This window comes from Vibrio campbellii CAIM 519 = NBRC 15631 = ATCC 25920 (genome assembly GCF_002163755.1).
Lineage (GTDB): Bacteria > Pseudomonadota > Gammaproteobacteria > Enterobacterales > Vibrionaceae > Vibrio > Vibrio campbellii.
Map to the genome: position 1 here is coordinate 153,656 of NZ_CP015864.1, position 15,034 is coordinate 168,689.

A 15,034-nucleotide genomic window follows, 5' to 3' on the forward strand; every position below is an offset into this window, starting at 1 on the left:
AAAGAAAGCAAAATGCATAAGTCAGCAGGTATCATCATTAAAGACGGCGCGTTGTTAGTGCTGCGATCAAAAGGCAAAGACACCTTCTATGCGCCGGGCGGAAAACTAGATAGTGGCGAAACACCAGAGCAAGCGTTATGTCGCGAACTGCGAGAAGAAGTAAGCATTGTCGTTGCGGAAGATGCCTTAACGTTGTTTGGTCGCTTTGAGGCGCCTGCACACGATAAAGACGGCATTACTTTGGTTATGGATGTGTTCTTCGTAAATGATTATTCGGGCGAGGTGGTTGCCAGTAACGAAATTGAAGAATGCCAATGGGTAGATTCTTCAAACGTGGATGACATCGCGATAAGCACAATTTTCCGCAATGAGGTTTTCCCACGCTTGGTTGAGCAAGGGTTAGTAAAATAACGCTAAATCTCGGCCAGAATAAAAACGCCCACAATGCCGATCATACTTTAAGCTTTCCACATGGTTGGTTAGCACAATCACTTGTTGGTGAGCTGACGCAAATCCAAGGGACATCCTCTTGCGTGAAAGTTTTGGATAGTCCTGCTTACTGGTAAGGTTACCTGCAACAAAAAACGGAGCTCGAAAGCTCCGTTATTTAATATCTAGCGAGTGTTAAATAGTATTGTACTCATCCAGTATTAACTGGCTCACTTGAGCGATAACCTGATCGCGCGCCTGCAAGGATAAATCGGTTTCAGTAATGTAAATGCTGATGTAGACCGGTTTATGATTCTCTTTCCAGATCATTGCCGTGATGCCACGTGATCCAAAGCCCCCTGCACCAGAACGATCGGCAATCGACCAACCCTTTGGTAACACAGAGCGCATCAAAGAATCAGAGACTTTGTTATCCTGCATCCAGATTTTTAATTGAATGCGTGATTCGTAGGATAGCGCGTCACCTTCTAACAACGTATGCAGCGTATTTACCATGGCATTAGGTGTTGTGGTGTCTCGCTTGTCGCCCGGGTTCGCCTCGTTCAGTCTTGGTTCAAAACGGTCAAGGCGCGTTGCTTTATCACCGATAGAACGCAAGAACGTAGTGACACCGCGTGGACCCCCAATGCTACGCAAAACAATGTTGGCTGCGGTATTGTCGCTCATCAGCATTGCGGCTTCACAAGCATGTTCAATACGCGTTGTTTGACCTGCCATACGATCCATTACTGGTGACCAAACCACCATATTGCGCTCTTCCACTTTGGCAGTGGCGTTTTTATCGAGCTTTTCATCATCCATGTCTCTAAGCATCGTTGCACATGCAAGCGTTTTGAATGTGCTCATCATCGGGAAGCGCTCGTCGCCTCTATAGTCCCAATGCTCATCGGTTTGAGTATCCCAGACAGACACACCGATTCGACCCGAAATATGCTCTTCAATCGCGGAGATGTCTTCATTAAGTTTGGCGGCGTACGTTGCATTTGAACAGGCTAACAGTCCAAGTAGCAGAAATAGCTTTTTCATTATTGATTTTCTTAGTGTTATTTATTTCGGTTCACACTCAGGCGAATGTAGTCGAACTATAGCGAGTTAATACTCTAATGACTGTTAGATTATTGTCTTTTTTCTGTAGGAATCTTTTCATACACCAAGCTTTCCCCGTTTTTACGCTGATTGACGTAGCTTTGTGGGCACGTAATGGCTTTGGTATCAGATGTCTACTTGGTCTTAATGTGATAAAGGGTTCCTTTATGAGGTGTAGAGGTACAGCCCAGTTCGCCAATTTTTGTTCTTCAACATCCTCGCGATTTCATTGATATCCTATTCTTACCTATTACTTCCGAATCTTAAGCCGCGTTGACAGATTCTAGCTTAAGTAGGTGTTCATAGAAGAGCCCTAGCAACTTGGGTTGTCGTGGATGAAAGGCACTGACAAGAACGATTTCGGTATTGTGTTGGTCGTTATCAACCTGTGTGATACTGATCTTATTAGAGAAATGTTCCAGACCAGCCCACATAGGAACGAACGATACACCCACATCCTCACTAACCAATTGTGCGATCGCTTCGAGAGAGTCTAAATCGAAAATAGGAGCCTTTTTAATGCGGTTGTGGATCATGTACTTTTCGGCGATTTGTCCTCCCCAGCACGTAGGATCATAACGAATGTAAGAAGATGCTTGTAAGATCGACATAGGAGAGTCTTTGTATTTTGGGTGATGTATTAGAACTAATGGTTCTGTTCTCAAAGGCAAAGAACGTAATGATTTGGGTAAGCTGGTCGGTGGTTCTACCATGATCGCTGCATCAAGTAATCCCTCTTGTAAATCACGGTATAAATCAATCGAATTTCCAGGAATCACTTGGAATGTTGCGTTCGGAGCAGCTAGACGAATGGACTTTAGTGCTCCAGGGATAAAAGCAGTTAAGGACGTAGAGTTTGCACCCACACGCAACGTGCCACTCAGACCTGAATCTTGTACAGAATCAACCAGTATTCGAACATCCTGTAATAGACGTTTAACTTTCGGTAACAGTGCTAAACAAGCGTCAGTTGGTTGGACTGTACTACCAGCTCGGCTGAACAATTTGCATTTAAACTCTGCTTCAAGTGCTTGGATTCTTTGGCTTACTGCGGCTGGTGTGATCATTTGAGATCGTGCAGCACTTGCTATAGAACCTTCTTCCACCACTGAAATTAAGCTTTCCAAGAACCGAGTATCCATAGTTTTCCTTACGAATGAACATGCTAAAACATAGTTTTTCTTTTCTATGTGTGATTTTAACATACTGACAGCTCGCATTGTTCGTTTTACAGATTATGGAGTTTTACTATGGATTATAACCTTTGGATTGCTTTTTTTATCGCTTGTCTGATGCTTGCTATTTCCCCCGGAGCGGGTGCCATAAATAGTATGTCTATTGCGATGAAATATGGCCTAAAAACGAGTTTGATAGCGAATTTAGGCCTGCAGTGTGGGAACGTATTTAATATCACAGTTGTTGGTATGGGGCTTGGGGCATTATTAGTCAAGTCAGAAGCGTTATTTTCGGTGATAAAGTGGGTTGGGGTAGGTTATCTGATTTATTTAGGAATCAAAAAGTTTAGAGAGGTGCGAAATCTTGCTGATAAAGAAGAATCGATAAATACACAAAGCTATTCTAAATTGTTTTTTCAATCGATATTGGTCAACATCACTAACCCTAAAAGTATCGTTTTTTTGATTGCACTGTTACCGCAGTTTATTGTTCCTACTTACTCTTATCACGAGCAATTACTGATATTAGGTACGACCTTGATTCTCATTGATGGAACTGTGATGTTTGGCTATTCATTGGTTGCTAGTCGTATTGCCAAGTCAGTTCAAGAGCCGAAAAATGCCGTCATATTGAATCGAATTTTTGGCAGTATGTTTGTTGGGGCAGGTACTCTACTGGCCTTTGGCAGCAGAAGCTAGTATCAGGTGCTGGATGTATACTGCTTAAAAAAGGAGCTGAACCGTCAGCTCCTTCGTTTTTATAGGCTCTTATTTACAGTTCAATCTTTTTAACCATTCCCGCTTCTGCGTGACCTGGAATGTTACAAGCGAACTCGACCTTGTTGTCTCCGTGGAAGTGCCACAGTAATTGCTTGGCTTTACCCGGCTCAACCGTGACTGCGTTGCCTGAATCATGCATGTGGTCGCCACTCATGTTCTTCATCATTTCACGATGTTCTAGCTGTTCTTTTGTTGAGCCGATGGTGAATTCGTGATTGATTTTACCTATGTTCATCACAACAAACTGCACCACATCGTTTGGCTCAATCTTGACATCTTTCTTGAACTTGATCGTCATGTCATCACTCAAGAGTACGTGTACCACTTTATCTGGCTTTGCGCCTTTTGCTGGCATACCTACCGCAGACATGCCTGGCATATCCATCATGTTGGAGTGGTCCATTTTGCTGTGGTCCATCTTCATGCTGCCGTGGTCCATGTTTGAATGATCCATTTGTGCAAAAGCAGTCGTTGTTGTTAAGGCTAGAGCAAGAGTGATTAGTGTCTTTTTCATCTTTTATATCCTTGTTTTAATTCATTAGTAATTTGGTTGTTTCCCCCTCAAAACTGAACGTTTGAGGGGAAAGTTGGGATTAAGCGTTGTTGTTTACATCACTAGCTTGTGTGCTAGTTTGATGATTAGTTGCATTGCTTTGGCACAACTCACGTTGTTTCCACAGCTTGAAGATGGCTGGCAGTACTAATAGCGTCAGTAGTAGTGCTGATGCCATACCACCAATCATTGGTGCAGCGATACGTTGCATTACTTCTGACCCTGTACCTTCGCCGTACATGATTGGAACAAGGCCAATAATGACCGTTAGTACCGTCATCATTACTGGGCGAACACGTAAGCCTGCACCTTCACGAATGGCATCGGTTAGGTCTTTCGCCTCAAGCTTTTGCTTGCTCTCTTCTGCATCCAGCTTTTTGTAATGCCACGCTTGGTTAAGGTAGACGAGCATGATGACTCCAATTTCAACCGCGACACCTGCCAGGGCAATAAAGCCGACCCCAACGGCAATCGAGAAGTTGTAGTTGAGGATATGCATGAGCCACAAACCACCGACCATAGCGAGCGGCAGGGTAAGCATGATGATCATCACTTCGCCGACACGACGGAAGCTGAAGTAAAGCAGCAGCATAATGATGGCGATGGTGATTGGTACCACGACACTCAAGCGGTCTTTCGCACGTTCCATGTATTCGTATTGACCAGACCAAGCCAGCGAGTAACCCGCAGGAAGCTCCAATTGATCAGCAACAACCTGTTGCGCTTCTACGACGTAAGATCCAAGGTCACGACCATCGATGTCGACAAATACCCAGCCGTTCGGGCGTGCGTTTTCTGTCTTGATCATCGGAGGGCCGTCTTCATAACGAATGTCCGCTACATCAGCCAGCGCAATATGAGCGCCATTTGGAGTGACTAACGGCAGGTTTTGTAGTTTTACCACCGAGTCACGGTATTCTTGTGGGTAACGAACATTGATTGGGTAACGCTCTAAGCCTTCGATGGTTTCACCCACATTCATGCCGCCCACCGCAGTGGAGATCACTTGCTGAACGTCTTTGATGCTCAAGCCGTAACGTGCTGCGGCACGACGTTTAATGTCGATCGTGACATAGCGACCTCCTGCTACACGTTCTGCATAAACCGATGCGGTGCCTTGTACGCCGTTAAGAATTGGCTCCAACTGAGAACCGATCTTCTCAATCACTTTCAGATCGGGACCGGCGATCTTAATGCCGATAGGGGTTTTGATGCCCGTTGCCAGCATGTCGATACGCGTTTTGATCGGCATTACCCAAGCGTTGGTTAATCCTGGGAATTGCACTAGATCATCGAACTCTTTACGCAGTGATTCTGTCGTCACCCCTTCACGCCATTGATCACGTGGCTTCAACTGAATCACGGTTTCAATCATGGTGAGTGGCGCTGGATCGGTTGCGGTCTCAGCTCGACCAATCTTGCCCCATACCGTCTGTACTTCTGGGACGGTTTTGATCAGCTTATTGGTTTGCTGTAGCAGCTCACGAGCCTTACCAATCGAGATACCCGGATAGGTTGTTGGCATGTACATCAAGTCGCCTTCATCCAGCGGCGGGATGAACTCGCTACCCAGCTTACTGGTTGGGTAATAAGCTGACGCCATTAGACCTAATGCAATAACAATCATGGTCTTAGGGTATTTTAAGCTGGTGTTCAACAGCGGACGGTAAAACGCGACCAAGCCGCGGTTAACCGGGTTTTTGTGCTCCGGCAATACCTTACCGCGAATGAAGTAGCCCATAAGTACAGGGACGAGTGTGATTGCCAAACCTGCTGCCGCTGCCATGGCGTACGTCTTAGTGAAGGCAAGTGGCGAGAACATCTTGCCTTCCTGACCTTCTAAGGCGAACACAGGCACGAAGCTTAGAGTAATGATCAGCAATGAGAAGAACAGCGGAGCGCCGACTTCTTCGGCCGCCTTACTGATCACTTGCCATCGGTTTTTATCGGTCAGTGGCGTTCGTTCAATGTGCTTGTGAACGTTTTCGATCATAACGATTGCACCATCCACCATGGCGCCGATGGCTATCGCAATACCACCAAGGGACATGATGTTGGCATTAATGCCTTGCCAATGCATCACGATAAACGCAGTGAGAATGCCGACCGGTAGGCTCAGAGCGATAACCAACGAAGAACGAATGTGGAATAGGAACAACGCACACACAATCGCAACCACGATGAACTCTTCTGCGAGTTTCTGCCATAGGTTTTCTACTGCTGCATCAATCAGAGTCGAACGGTCGTAAGTCGCAACAATTTCAACACCTTCTGGTAGGCCGCGCTGTAGGTCTGCAAGCTTGTCTTTGACTTTCGCAATGACTTCACTGGCGTTCTCGCCAAAGCGCATTACGATAACGCCACCAACGGCTTCCCCTTCGCCATTCAGCTCTGAGATACCACGGCGCATTTGTGGACCAAGGTTAATGTCAGCGATGTCGCCTAGTAGCAACGGCGTTCCTTTCTCAGTGACTTTTAGAGGCAGTGATTTGATGTCTTCAATGCTGGTTAGGTAACCCGTGGTACGAACCATGTGTTCAGCTTCTGCGACTTCAATAACGGACGCGCTGGTTTCTTGATTTCCGTTTTGGATCGCCATGTTCACTTGTTGCAAAGTGAGGTTCTATGCACGCAGCTTGGCAGGATCAATTTGTACTTGGTACTGCTTCACCATGCCACCAACGGTCGCGACTTCAGAGACGCCATCAACGGTTTGCAGTTCGTACTTCAAGAACCAGTCTTGCAGGCTACGGAGTTCAGCTAAATCGTGCTTACCGGTTTTGTCTTGTAATACGTAGCTGTAAATCCAGCCCACACCCGTTGCATCAGGACCTAGGGTTGGTTTTGCGTTTGGCGGCAGCTTTGGTGCTACTTGGCTTAAGTACTCCAACACGCGTGAACGTGCCCAGTATATGTCGGTATCATCGTTGAAAATGATATAAACGTAAGAGTCACCAAAGAAAGAGTAGCCACGAACTGTCTCAGCACCCGGCACGGCAAGCATGGCGGTGGTGAGCGGGTAAGTGACTTGATCCTCGACAACTTGAGGAGCTTGGCCCGGATAGCTTGTCTTGATGATCACTTGCACATCAGAAAGATCCGGAATGGCGTCAACAGGCGTATTCTTTACACTGTAAAGTCCACCCAGCACGAGCGCTAGAGTGGCGATCAACACTAAGAAGCGGTTGTTGAGCGACCAACGAATAATTGCACTGATCATAATTACTCCTCAACGGCCTCTAGCTGTTTAAGAACATAGTCAGCCCCTTGTTTTTCAACTAGAAATCGAACCTTTTGTCCTTCTTCAAAACCGGATAAATCCACCTCTTCACCGACCGAGAAGTTCATCTCGCCTGTATCCCAGTTCCATTCAGCTACTGGCAGGTGGTTTAAAGTGATCATGCCAAAATCAGCCATCAGCATCGTGATGTCACCAGTTAGCCAAACTTCTGCTGCAATGACGCTTTGATCTGCCTTGTAGTCGATGATTTGGTACTGACCAGATTCTGTCTTTTGCATTTCAAATTCAATGGCTTGGCCTGTTTTCAAGTCACCCATATCAATGCCATCAGCGAAAGTGAAGTTCATCACCATGCCAGGCCAATCCCACTCTGGTACCGGCTGGTGGTTGATGGTCAGCATACGGTGATTTTCCATTACATCGGTGATTTCACCTTTTGCCCATGCCGTTTTTGCTTCTGGTTCGACACCGTTAATACGAGATAGATCTGCAGATTGGCTAGATTCAGAATCGAGCATGAAGTGCGCAGAGGTGACTATCTTGTCATCTTGCTTCAGACCTTGTAATACCTCGATTTGCTCTCCGGCTTCACGACCGACTTCAATTCGAGCTGAGCGGTATTTTCCGTCACCTTCTGCCAGAACTACACGAGTCATACCACCGGAACGAATGACGGAGGACTTAGGAATGGTTAATACGGCATCGTCGGTCACTGGTTGCAGCGCGATGTTGGCAAACATGTTTGGTTTTAATTCGCCATTTGGGTTAGGGAACTTAAGACGCACACGTAACGTACGTGTTTTCGGATCGAGGATTGGGTACACGTAATCCACGACACCTTGCCATTCATTGCCCGGAATCGCGTCAAGGGTCATCGTGGCTTGAGAACCCGCTTTCATCCAGTGCGCTTGACGCTCAAAGACTTCCGCATCAACCCAAACATTGTCCAACGAACCTGCACTGATCACCGCTTGAGCAGGGGACAAATAGCCACCTTCACGCACGTTTAGGCTTGCAATGACACCGTCAGCCGGTGCTTTAATTTCAATGGTTTGAGAGGCTTTTCCGCTACGTGTGATGGATTTGATTTGACCACGGTCTACACCAAGCGTCACCAAACGCTCTGTCGCACCTTTCACTAAACCGTTGCGACCAGTGCGGTACGCATTCAGCAATTCTTCTTGTGCCTTAACCAACTCTGGTGAATACAGGGTGAAAAGCACATCGCCTTTCTTCACCTTCTCACCCACAGCATTGATGTAAAGTTTCTCTACCCAACCCGCAACACGAACGTTTGTTTGCCATAGATGGCTTTCATCAAAGGCAATATAACCAACGGTCTCGATACGTGGGGACAGTTTTTCCAAGGTGACTTTTGCTGTCTTTACACCCAAGTTGTTTTCAACGGAAGGGTCGATAGCGATAGTACCCGGTGCACTTTTCTCACCAGATAGATCTTCCGCGTAAACCGGAATTAAATCCATGCCCATTGGGGATTTACCCGGCTTGTCGCGTTTGTAGTTCGGATCCATTGGGGCAACCCAGTAAAGCGGATCATTAGAGCTTGCAGCAGATTCGCCACCCATCGCACTCATGTCGTGAGCCGAGCCCGTAATAAAATGATTAGCACCAAACCCTAAAGCACCACCAACAATCAGCGCGATGGTTGCAATCTTAAATGTTTTCATTGTTTTACCTTATTATTTTTTAAATTCAGACAGTTCTGGCTGCTCGACTTGATAGTCGAAACCACCGAGTAGGGTGGCTAAATTGCTGTTTGCGATGTTGAGATCGGTCAGCAGACGTTGTTGCTCTAATTGCAGTGCTAACTCGTCAGTCGTGGCAGAAATCACATCGTTAAACTGCGCTGTGTTGTTTTGATAACCCCGCTCAACGGCTTGAATGCGCGCTTTCGCTTGAGGCAATAAGGTGGATTGATAACGTTCTAAACGCTGGGTTAAGTTGCCGCGATCAACCAGCAAAGTGTTCACTTTGGCATTCATCTGCGTTAGTAAGGTGTCTTTTTGTGATTGCGCAGCACCAACTTGGTACTGGGCCGCAGCAAGGTTGCGGTCTTGGCGGTCCCCTGTGAACAACGGAATGTCCATTGTGAGGTAAGCACTGACCAAATCAGAGGCAGGCTCACCCATCATGTTGTCAGCTTGACGGTAGGCATACATTACCTCCACACCAAACTGCGGGTTGTAGGCTTGCTCAGCAATTTCTACCTGAGTTTTATTGGCAGAAATGCTGATGTCGGCCATCTTAACCATCGGGTGTTGGCTGAGTTGCTGGTAGTGCTTGGTGGAGTCGATGCTGGAAGCAAGTTTGTTGTTCAGCGTGTCCCAGTTCAATTGATTGCTCGCGTGCAGAGCCTGTTCGTTTGCCAACCAATCTGACCCCAACCATTCGGAGAGTTGAGAGATAAGACGACGTTGCATTTGTGCGTTGGCTTGCAGTTTCTCATCTAACTTGCTGACTTGAAGTTGGGCGTTGAGCAGGTCTTGCGCTTCACTCTTACCAATCGAATAGTTGGTTTGAATAAAGTTTTCCATCTCCTTCATCAACTTGCGGTTCTCAAGCATGATTTGCTCCGCACGTTGCTGATAACCGAGCTCTAACCACAGTTGAGTCATGCTGTTAGCCACCTCAAGTTCACGAGCGTGAACTTGAAGTCCAAGGCCGTCGGCTTGTTGATTGGCTTTCTTCTGCTGTAAATCAAGCGTAGAGCCACGCTCAAACTGTTGCATTAAACCAACGGAGATGTTGGTCATTGGGTCTTCATCGAATTTGAAGCTGTCGACAGGCAAGCCACCAAAACCCACTTTCAGTTTTGGGTCCATCAAGGTAGAGCTTGCAACGCCCGTTTCACGCATGGCAGCAGATTGCGCTGAGTATTGCTTACGATTGCCATCATTACTCAAAGCGACGTTGATCAGTTGGGCAAGCTTGGTCGTTGAAGCTCGCTCACTTGATGCGGAATTTTGCGCTGTGTGCGTCTCTTTACCTGCGGCGTTAACAAAGGTTGGCGCAGCGACCAGAGCCACCATAAAAATAGGTTCAGCTAAGCGGTATGGTTTGATATCCATAATCTAAATCCAGTGTTCGCCGGATCGATGGAGGTGCGGATTTTATTGCGGGAACAGTAAAGCCTTGTTACCTCATCGTTCAGGCGCATTAAAACAACCTGCGGTACACACGCAGGGTCGAATGCTAGGACGGATTTAGGCTATAGGAGGTCGGTAAAGGTCGCGGCTGACGTGTACGACTGGGGAAGCAACTTCAGGAGTAATAGTTGCGCGATAGACGACTGGCATTGGGCTATTGATAGGGTTCGCTAGGGGGACGAAAACTATCGTACATGCGGCAGTACAGCAGGTATGAACCATGCCGGAGCCTCCACCACAGTTCATGCTGGTTTCTCTTACACCACCATTTTCTGCTACGGACGCTTCGGACATAGAAACGTCTGTCATGGAGACGTCCATCATGCCAGGCATGCCACAGTGTTCGTTATCACTCATCATAGCAGGATGGTGAGCCATGCCAGTAGACATCATTTGAATATTCATCAACGGCTCACTGTTCGCCACACTCGATACCAAAAGTACCAGTGTTGTGAAGAGAGTTAACCAGATTGTATGCAGCGATTTTAAGTGCATACCTTTTCCCATGTGTTTGATGAAAATGATGAAACCCCTTCGATTCTAAAGGTTAACCTTAGGGGAAGGTCAATGTTTTATTGCCTTTTTTATAAAAGTAGTAGAGTTCACCAGTTTCTGCACAATCGAGGGGGTAAAGCGTTTGTTGAATCCTTACTTGTACCTTCTCGCTGCAAGAAGCGATGTCGCCATCATACAAAATTAAAAAACAGGATCTAGTGATAGGCGTTAATACCATGAGCATTCGAGCAAAGGTTCTTAGTATCAGTGTAGTATTATATTTTACAGCGGTGTACGTCTTAACTTTTTAGTTAAGGGTTGGACAACCTTATAGGGCCGTTTTTTATCGTGATCGAAAAAGCGCGAAGCGTAGAACCTGCGACGGAAGCAAGGCATATTGTTTAAGCTGATACGCTGTTTGTTGATCAGCAACGCACTGGCGAGTTCGCAAACTGTATGTAAGCTTGTAATATGTAATTGCTAAACGGGCAGTGCGTGTGCTGAGAGCCATAAAATGGATTTTGTTGTTTCTACCGGCATCAATTTGGCTGGTGATAAGGCAATATCATGATATTTGGTGGGCGGAGAATCTAACCTCGATTCCCGCTCTCTTTTTATTTGCCTACCTAGGTTTTGCTTTGGTACTTTTGGTTTGCCGTCACTGGGTGAAAGCCGTTTTCTCCGTTATAATTGGCTTCGCTTCTATTGCGTTTCTCTTGCCTACCCAAATAACGAACAACCAAACCTGTGAAAACCCGCTGACGATCATCCAATTCAACCTGTTTTACGAAAATCCGGACATCAATCAGTTCATTAATTACTTGCTTAAACACCCTGCGGATTTGGTGGTGATGCAAGAACTCTCGCCTCAAGTTGGGGAGAAACTTCATCTTCTCGACGATATTTATCCTTTTTATTACGGCGGCCAACGCGGTGTTGGTTATCCGTCAAATCAGATGATTTTGAGTCGTTATCCTTTGGAGCCTGTTTCAATTTATCACACCCCGGATGGCCAAGAGGTGGTTCGAGCAAAATGGCAAGTGGACAGCCCAATTACCTTAATGACGGCGCATCCTCCATCACCAAGAACTGAGCCGCTATGGCAACGCAGAAATGCGCTGATTCGAACCATAGAGACGCTTACTGATTTGTACCCAACACCGGAAATGATTGTGATTGGGGATTTCAATCTTTCTGCTGCAAGCCCAAGGTTTAACAAGCTGTTCTATGGTTTTCAAACTCAACCCGTAGCCAGTTGGCCAACATCAGTGAAAGGCTTGCCTGTACCTGCTTTCGTCATGATAGGGATTGATCACCTTTGGCTTAAATCAGAAAACTCGAATCGAAGAATATGCTCAAGAGCAACGACAAATCAACCAATTGGCTCAGATCATCGGTTAGTGACGACTCTCATGGGTCAGTGAGTTAATACTTTTTATTGGCAAAGTGTCTAGAGCCTTACAACTGGGTTAAATCGGGGTTAGGCTTGTCATGGAATTGACGGTCTCTGACTTTCGCTTGATATTTATGTGAATTCTTTAACTTAAACTTCACCCGCTTTCTATACTGGAAGGTGAGTATAAAATAAATCCATAACGATAAGAGGCATCTTGCATGACAAGAACTACCTCAGCAGTGTTAATAGTAATCATAATGAGCGCCTATTTTTTATACAATCGCTTTTACGTTTATCCGCAAGAGTTACAAATACAGGCAGAGTCGATGTTGGTTCAAATGGCCGATCGAGAAGAATGGTTTGACGTTCCAAAGGTGATGGCGCGTGTCGAAGCACATAAAGCACACTTAGAGATTGATGCCAATATAAGTTCGACGAGTGGAAAACGCGCATACAGTGAAGGGTATATTACCTACAGTGACCACAGCAAAAACGTCTGTAAACGAGTGGCGTTCAACTTCAAAATCAATTCGCTAAGAAGCTATAGTATTTCAGATCTGCATGACTGTTCTTTAGGTGAATATTACTGATATTTTCTAAGTGAAAATAGTCGTGTGACATGTTATTAGTTTTGTTAGATAAATGAATTTCCCCCAAAGTAGGGAGTAAGATTTTTCTACTGATGAACAGTTATCTTTTAATTTTTCTTCATACTTCATACATCATACTTCATTGTTATTGACTATTTATTTGTTTATATTTCTAAGTATTAATTAGCTTGTAAATATTTCCCAATATCAACTCCTAGTCATACGATAAGTCTTTCACCCTCGCTTTACTCTTGATATTACTATATTTTATTGATTTCTTGATCTAATTCACTGAATTTTTCAAAGTATAAGGTTCTTTCATTTTTAGAAAGTAAATTATCGATATTTACTAATGATAATGATACGCATTTGATAGAAATTTCTTATATTTGCATATATCTTAGATAAAATTCAATTATGAATTTTTCACATAGTGCTCATTAATATTGGAGATTTTGTAAATATGGATAGGTTGCTAATAAAATCAGTAGCTTTTATTTTGTTTTTGTTTAGTGCTCTGGCCTTTGCTACAGAAGGAAAGTCATTAAAGCTTTATCGTAATACAGAGGTTGTTAAAAAAGAAATTATACATGTGCATAATGCTTTTGTAGAGAGTATTACGGAGGGAGAAATACCAGATACATTTAGGTTTAACGATATAGAAATTAAAAATATAACGGAGTTTACCTGGGAAATTACTAATAATACTCCAATTCCGTCAAAGTACTTTCCTGTTAAATTAAAAAAATCAGACGGCCTTGAATTAGTAGTATCAAATGTTGAGGTTCCAGCCTTTGGCTCTGCTATTGTAATTTTTGACCGAGCGGTGTCTGACGCTATGGAAGTGGCCTATCAAGGAAATTTATTTTTGCCGAGAGTTATTCTAGGCCCATATAACGTAGAAGATTGTAATAGTCCTCAAGACTTATCTAAAACTTGCTATAGCTTTCCAGAGCCAGAGCAGAAAGAATCCATCAAAAACATGATTGCACTCATACATCAACTCAGTAATACAAGGCAATACTCTGAGCAGATAGAACAGTTTATGATAAATCGCTGCACAGGTCAGCCCTCTCGCTGTAGCAACTATAATGACAACCAATTGCCCTATGGATTAAGAAACTTACTTGCTTTTGGCGGGCAAGATCACAATTTAAAGTTGAAGGTTATGCGTAATCGCTATCGTTCTGAGGGAGTTGGAGGAGGTAGCAATGTCATGCTTAATCAGTATCTAACGAATACTGGCGGATGGGCAGCTACGTGGCACTCTATACTAAACCCCTCTAATGTATATTCGGAGCGGTTCTATCGAACCTGGTTTCATGAGATTGCTCACGCGCATGGTTTTAGTCACGCAAGTGGAATGACTTATGGATTCGCAGACTATTTTGCCGAAAATATTGTTCCGCAGCTCACAACTGAAGAAGAGCGTGAAACAATCAAGCCGTATAATCTTCCTAACGTCATCTTGGATTATTCTGTAGTATTTGGTGTCGATGAAAAGTCTAGTAAGATCCTACTAAAATTCTTAGGTAATGAAAGGAATCAAAGTGAAATCGATTTCCAAGTAATTACAGCATGCGAATGGGATAAAGAAATAGAAAATAATCAGGGTGAAATTTCAATTAAATACAGCTCCTTACCAAGCTGCCCCATCTTTATTCGGGCGTCTGAACTAGGGTCAGATAATTTTTCAACAGTAAAAATACCTCGTAGTCAGCTATCTAAATCACCAAGCTATGCTATCGGAGAAAAAAAGTTTACTCTTTTAAATAGCGAACTTCTTAACATTAAGGATAATGGCTGGGCTATAAGAGATAAATGTCGCCTTCCAAAAACACATCTTGCAACTAAAAACGAGTATGAAGTTTTGTGGCACTACCTAAAGAACGAAGGGTTGTTGGAAAGCTTAGAGCGAAAGTACTTCTTATCTTCCGATGGTCCACGGTCATATTATATTTGGCAACTTAAATTTCTATCTACAGAGATGGGTAAGCATAAATATAGAATGCAAAATCATATGGGATCTAAACACGGTTTAGTTTGTGTGACACAAGTGTAGATTAATTAAATTAGCTCTTTAAGAAACATTTTCAAAAGA

General features: G+C 44.5%; 11 protein-coding genes and 1 pseudogene. 5 read left to right on the forward strand and 7 right to left on the reverse strand.

All coding sequences use genetic code 11. The features are described from left to right. Positions 1–12: 12 nt before the first annotated feature. On the forward strand, positions 13–411 hold the full coding sequence (locus A8140_RS16535) for an NUDIX hydrolase (RefSeq protein WP_005531949.1): 399 nt from the start codon (positions 13–15) through the stop codon (positions 409–411). A 213-nt stretch (positions 412–624) separates the two neighbouring features. Here the strand turns inward: A8140_RS16535 and blaCARB are convergent, their stop codons facing one another. Next, positions 625–1,476, reverse strand: coding sequence for a CARB/PSE/RTG family carbenicillin-hydrolyzing class A beta-lactamase (blaCARB, locus tag A8140_RS16545; protein WP_005531950.1), 852 nt, complete (start codon positions 1,474–1,476; stop codon positions 625–627). 323 nt (positions 1,477–1,799) lie between these two features. Continuing rightward, positions 1,800–2,678, reverse strand: coding sequence for a LysR family transcriptional regulator (locus A8140_RS16550; RefSeq protein WP_005531953.1), 879 nt, complete (start codon positions 2,676–2,678; stop codon positions 1,800–1,802). A gap of 108 nt (positions 2,679–2,786) precedes the next feature. On the opposite strand from A8140_RS16550, the gene rhtB reads away from it, so the two are divergent. Beyond that, entirely contained in the window at positions 2,787–3,410 is a 624-nt protein-coding gene (rhtB, locus tag A8140_RS16555; RefSeq protein ID WP_005531955.1) for a homoserine/homoserine lactone efflux protein, read from the forward strand. Between the two features lie 73 nt (positions 3,411–3,483). On the opposite strand, the gene copI is transcribed toward rhtB, so the two are convergent. The 5 genes and pseudogenes from copI to A8140_RS16580 all read right to left on the reverse strand — a co-directional run bounded on the left by copI (position 3,484) and on the right by A8140_RS16580 (position 10,947). Then, on the reverse strand, positions 3,484–4,005 hold the full coding sequence (copI, locus tag A8140_RS16560; RefSeq protein ID WP_005531956.1) for a copper-resistant cuproprotein CopI: 522 nt from the start codon (positions 4,003–4,005) through the stop codon (positions 3,484–3,486). Between the two features lie 79 nt (positions 4,006–4,084). Beyond that, positions 4,085–7,264, reverse strand: a pseudogene (locus A8140_RS16565) (efflux RND transporter permease subunit). Positions 7,265–7,266: 2 nt separating this feature from the next. Beyond that, positions 7,267–8,973, reverse strand: coding sequence for an efflux RND transporter periplasmic adaptor subunit (locus A8140_RS16570; RefSeq protein WP_005531958.1), 1,707 nt, complete (start codon positions 8,971–8,973; stop codon positions 7,267–7,269). A 12-nt stretch (positions 8,974–8,985) separates the two neighbouring features. Then, the gene (locus tag A8140_RS16575) at positions 8,986–10,374 is read right to left on the reverse strand and encodes a TolC family protein (protein ID WP_005531960.1); all 1,389 of its coding nucleotides are present in this window, start codon (positions 10,372–10,374) and stop codon (positions 8,986–8,988) included. A gap of 135 nt (positions 10,375–10,509) precedes the next feature. Further along, positions 10,510–10,947, reverse strand: a complete 438-nt coding sequence (locus A8140_RS16580; RefSeq protein WP_005531961.1) for a hypothetical protein — start codon at positions 10,945–10,947, stop codon at positions 10,510–10,512. Between the two features lie 497 nt (positions 10,948–11,444). Here A8140_RS16580 and A8140_RS16585 point away from each other — a divergent pair, with 497 nt between their 5' ends. The 3 genes from A8140_RS16585 to A8140_RS16595 all read left to right on the forward strand — a co-directional run bounded on the left by A8140_RS16585 (position 11,445) and on the right by A8140_RS16595 (position 14,995). Then, positions 11,445–12,371, forward strand: a complete 927-nt coding sequence (locus A8140_RS16585) for an endonuclease/exonuclease/phosphatase family protein (protein WP_005531964.1) — start codon at positions 11,445–11,447, stop codon at positions 12,369–12,371. 229 nt (positions 12,372–12,600) lie between these two features. After that, entirely contained in the window at positions 12,601–12,933 is a 333-nt protein-coding gene (locus A8140_RS16590) for a hypothetical protein (RefSeq protein WP_033000167.1), read from the forward strand. Positions 12,934–13,396: 463 nt separating this feature from the next. Next, positions 13,397–14,995, forward strand: a complete 1,599-nt coding sequence (locus A8140_RS16595) for a hypothetical protein (RefSeq protein WP_005534572.1) — start codon at positions 13,397–13,399, stop codon at positions 14,993–14,995. Positions 14,996–15,034: the final 39 nt, after the last annotated feature.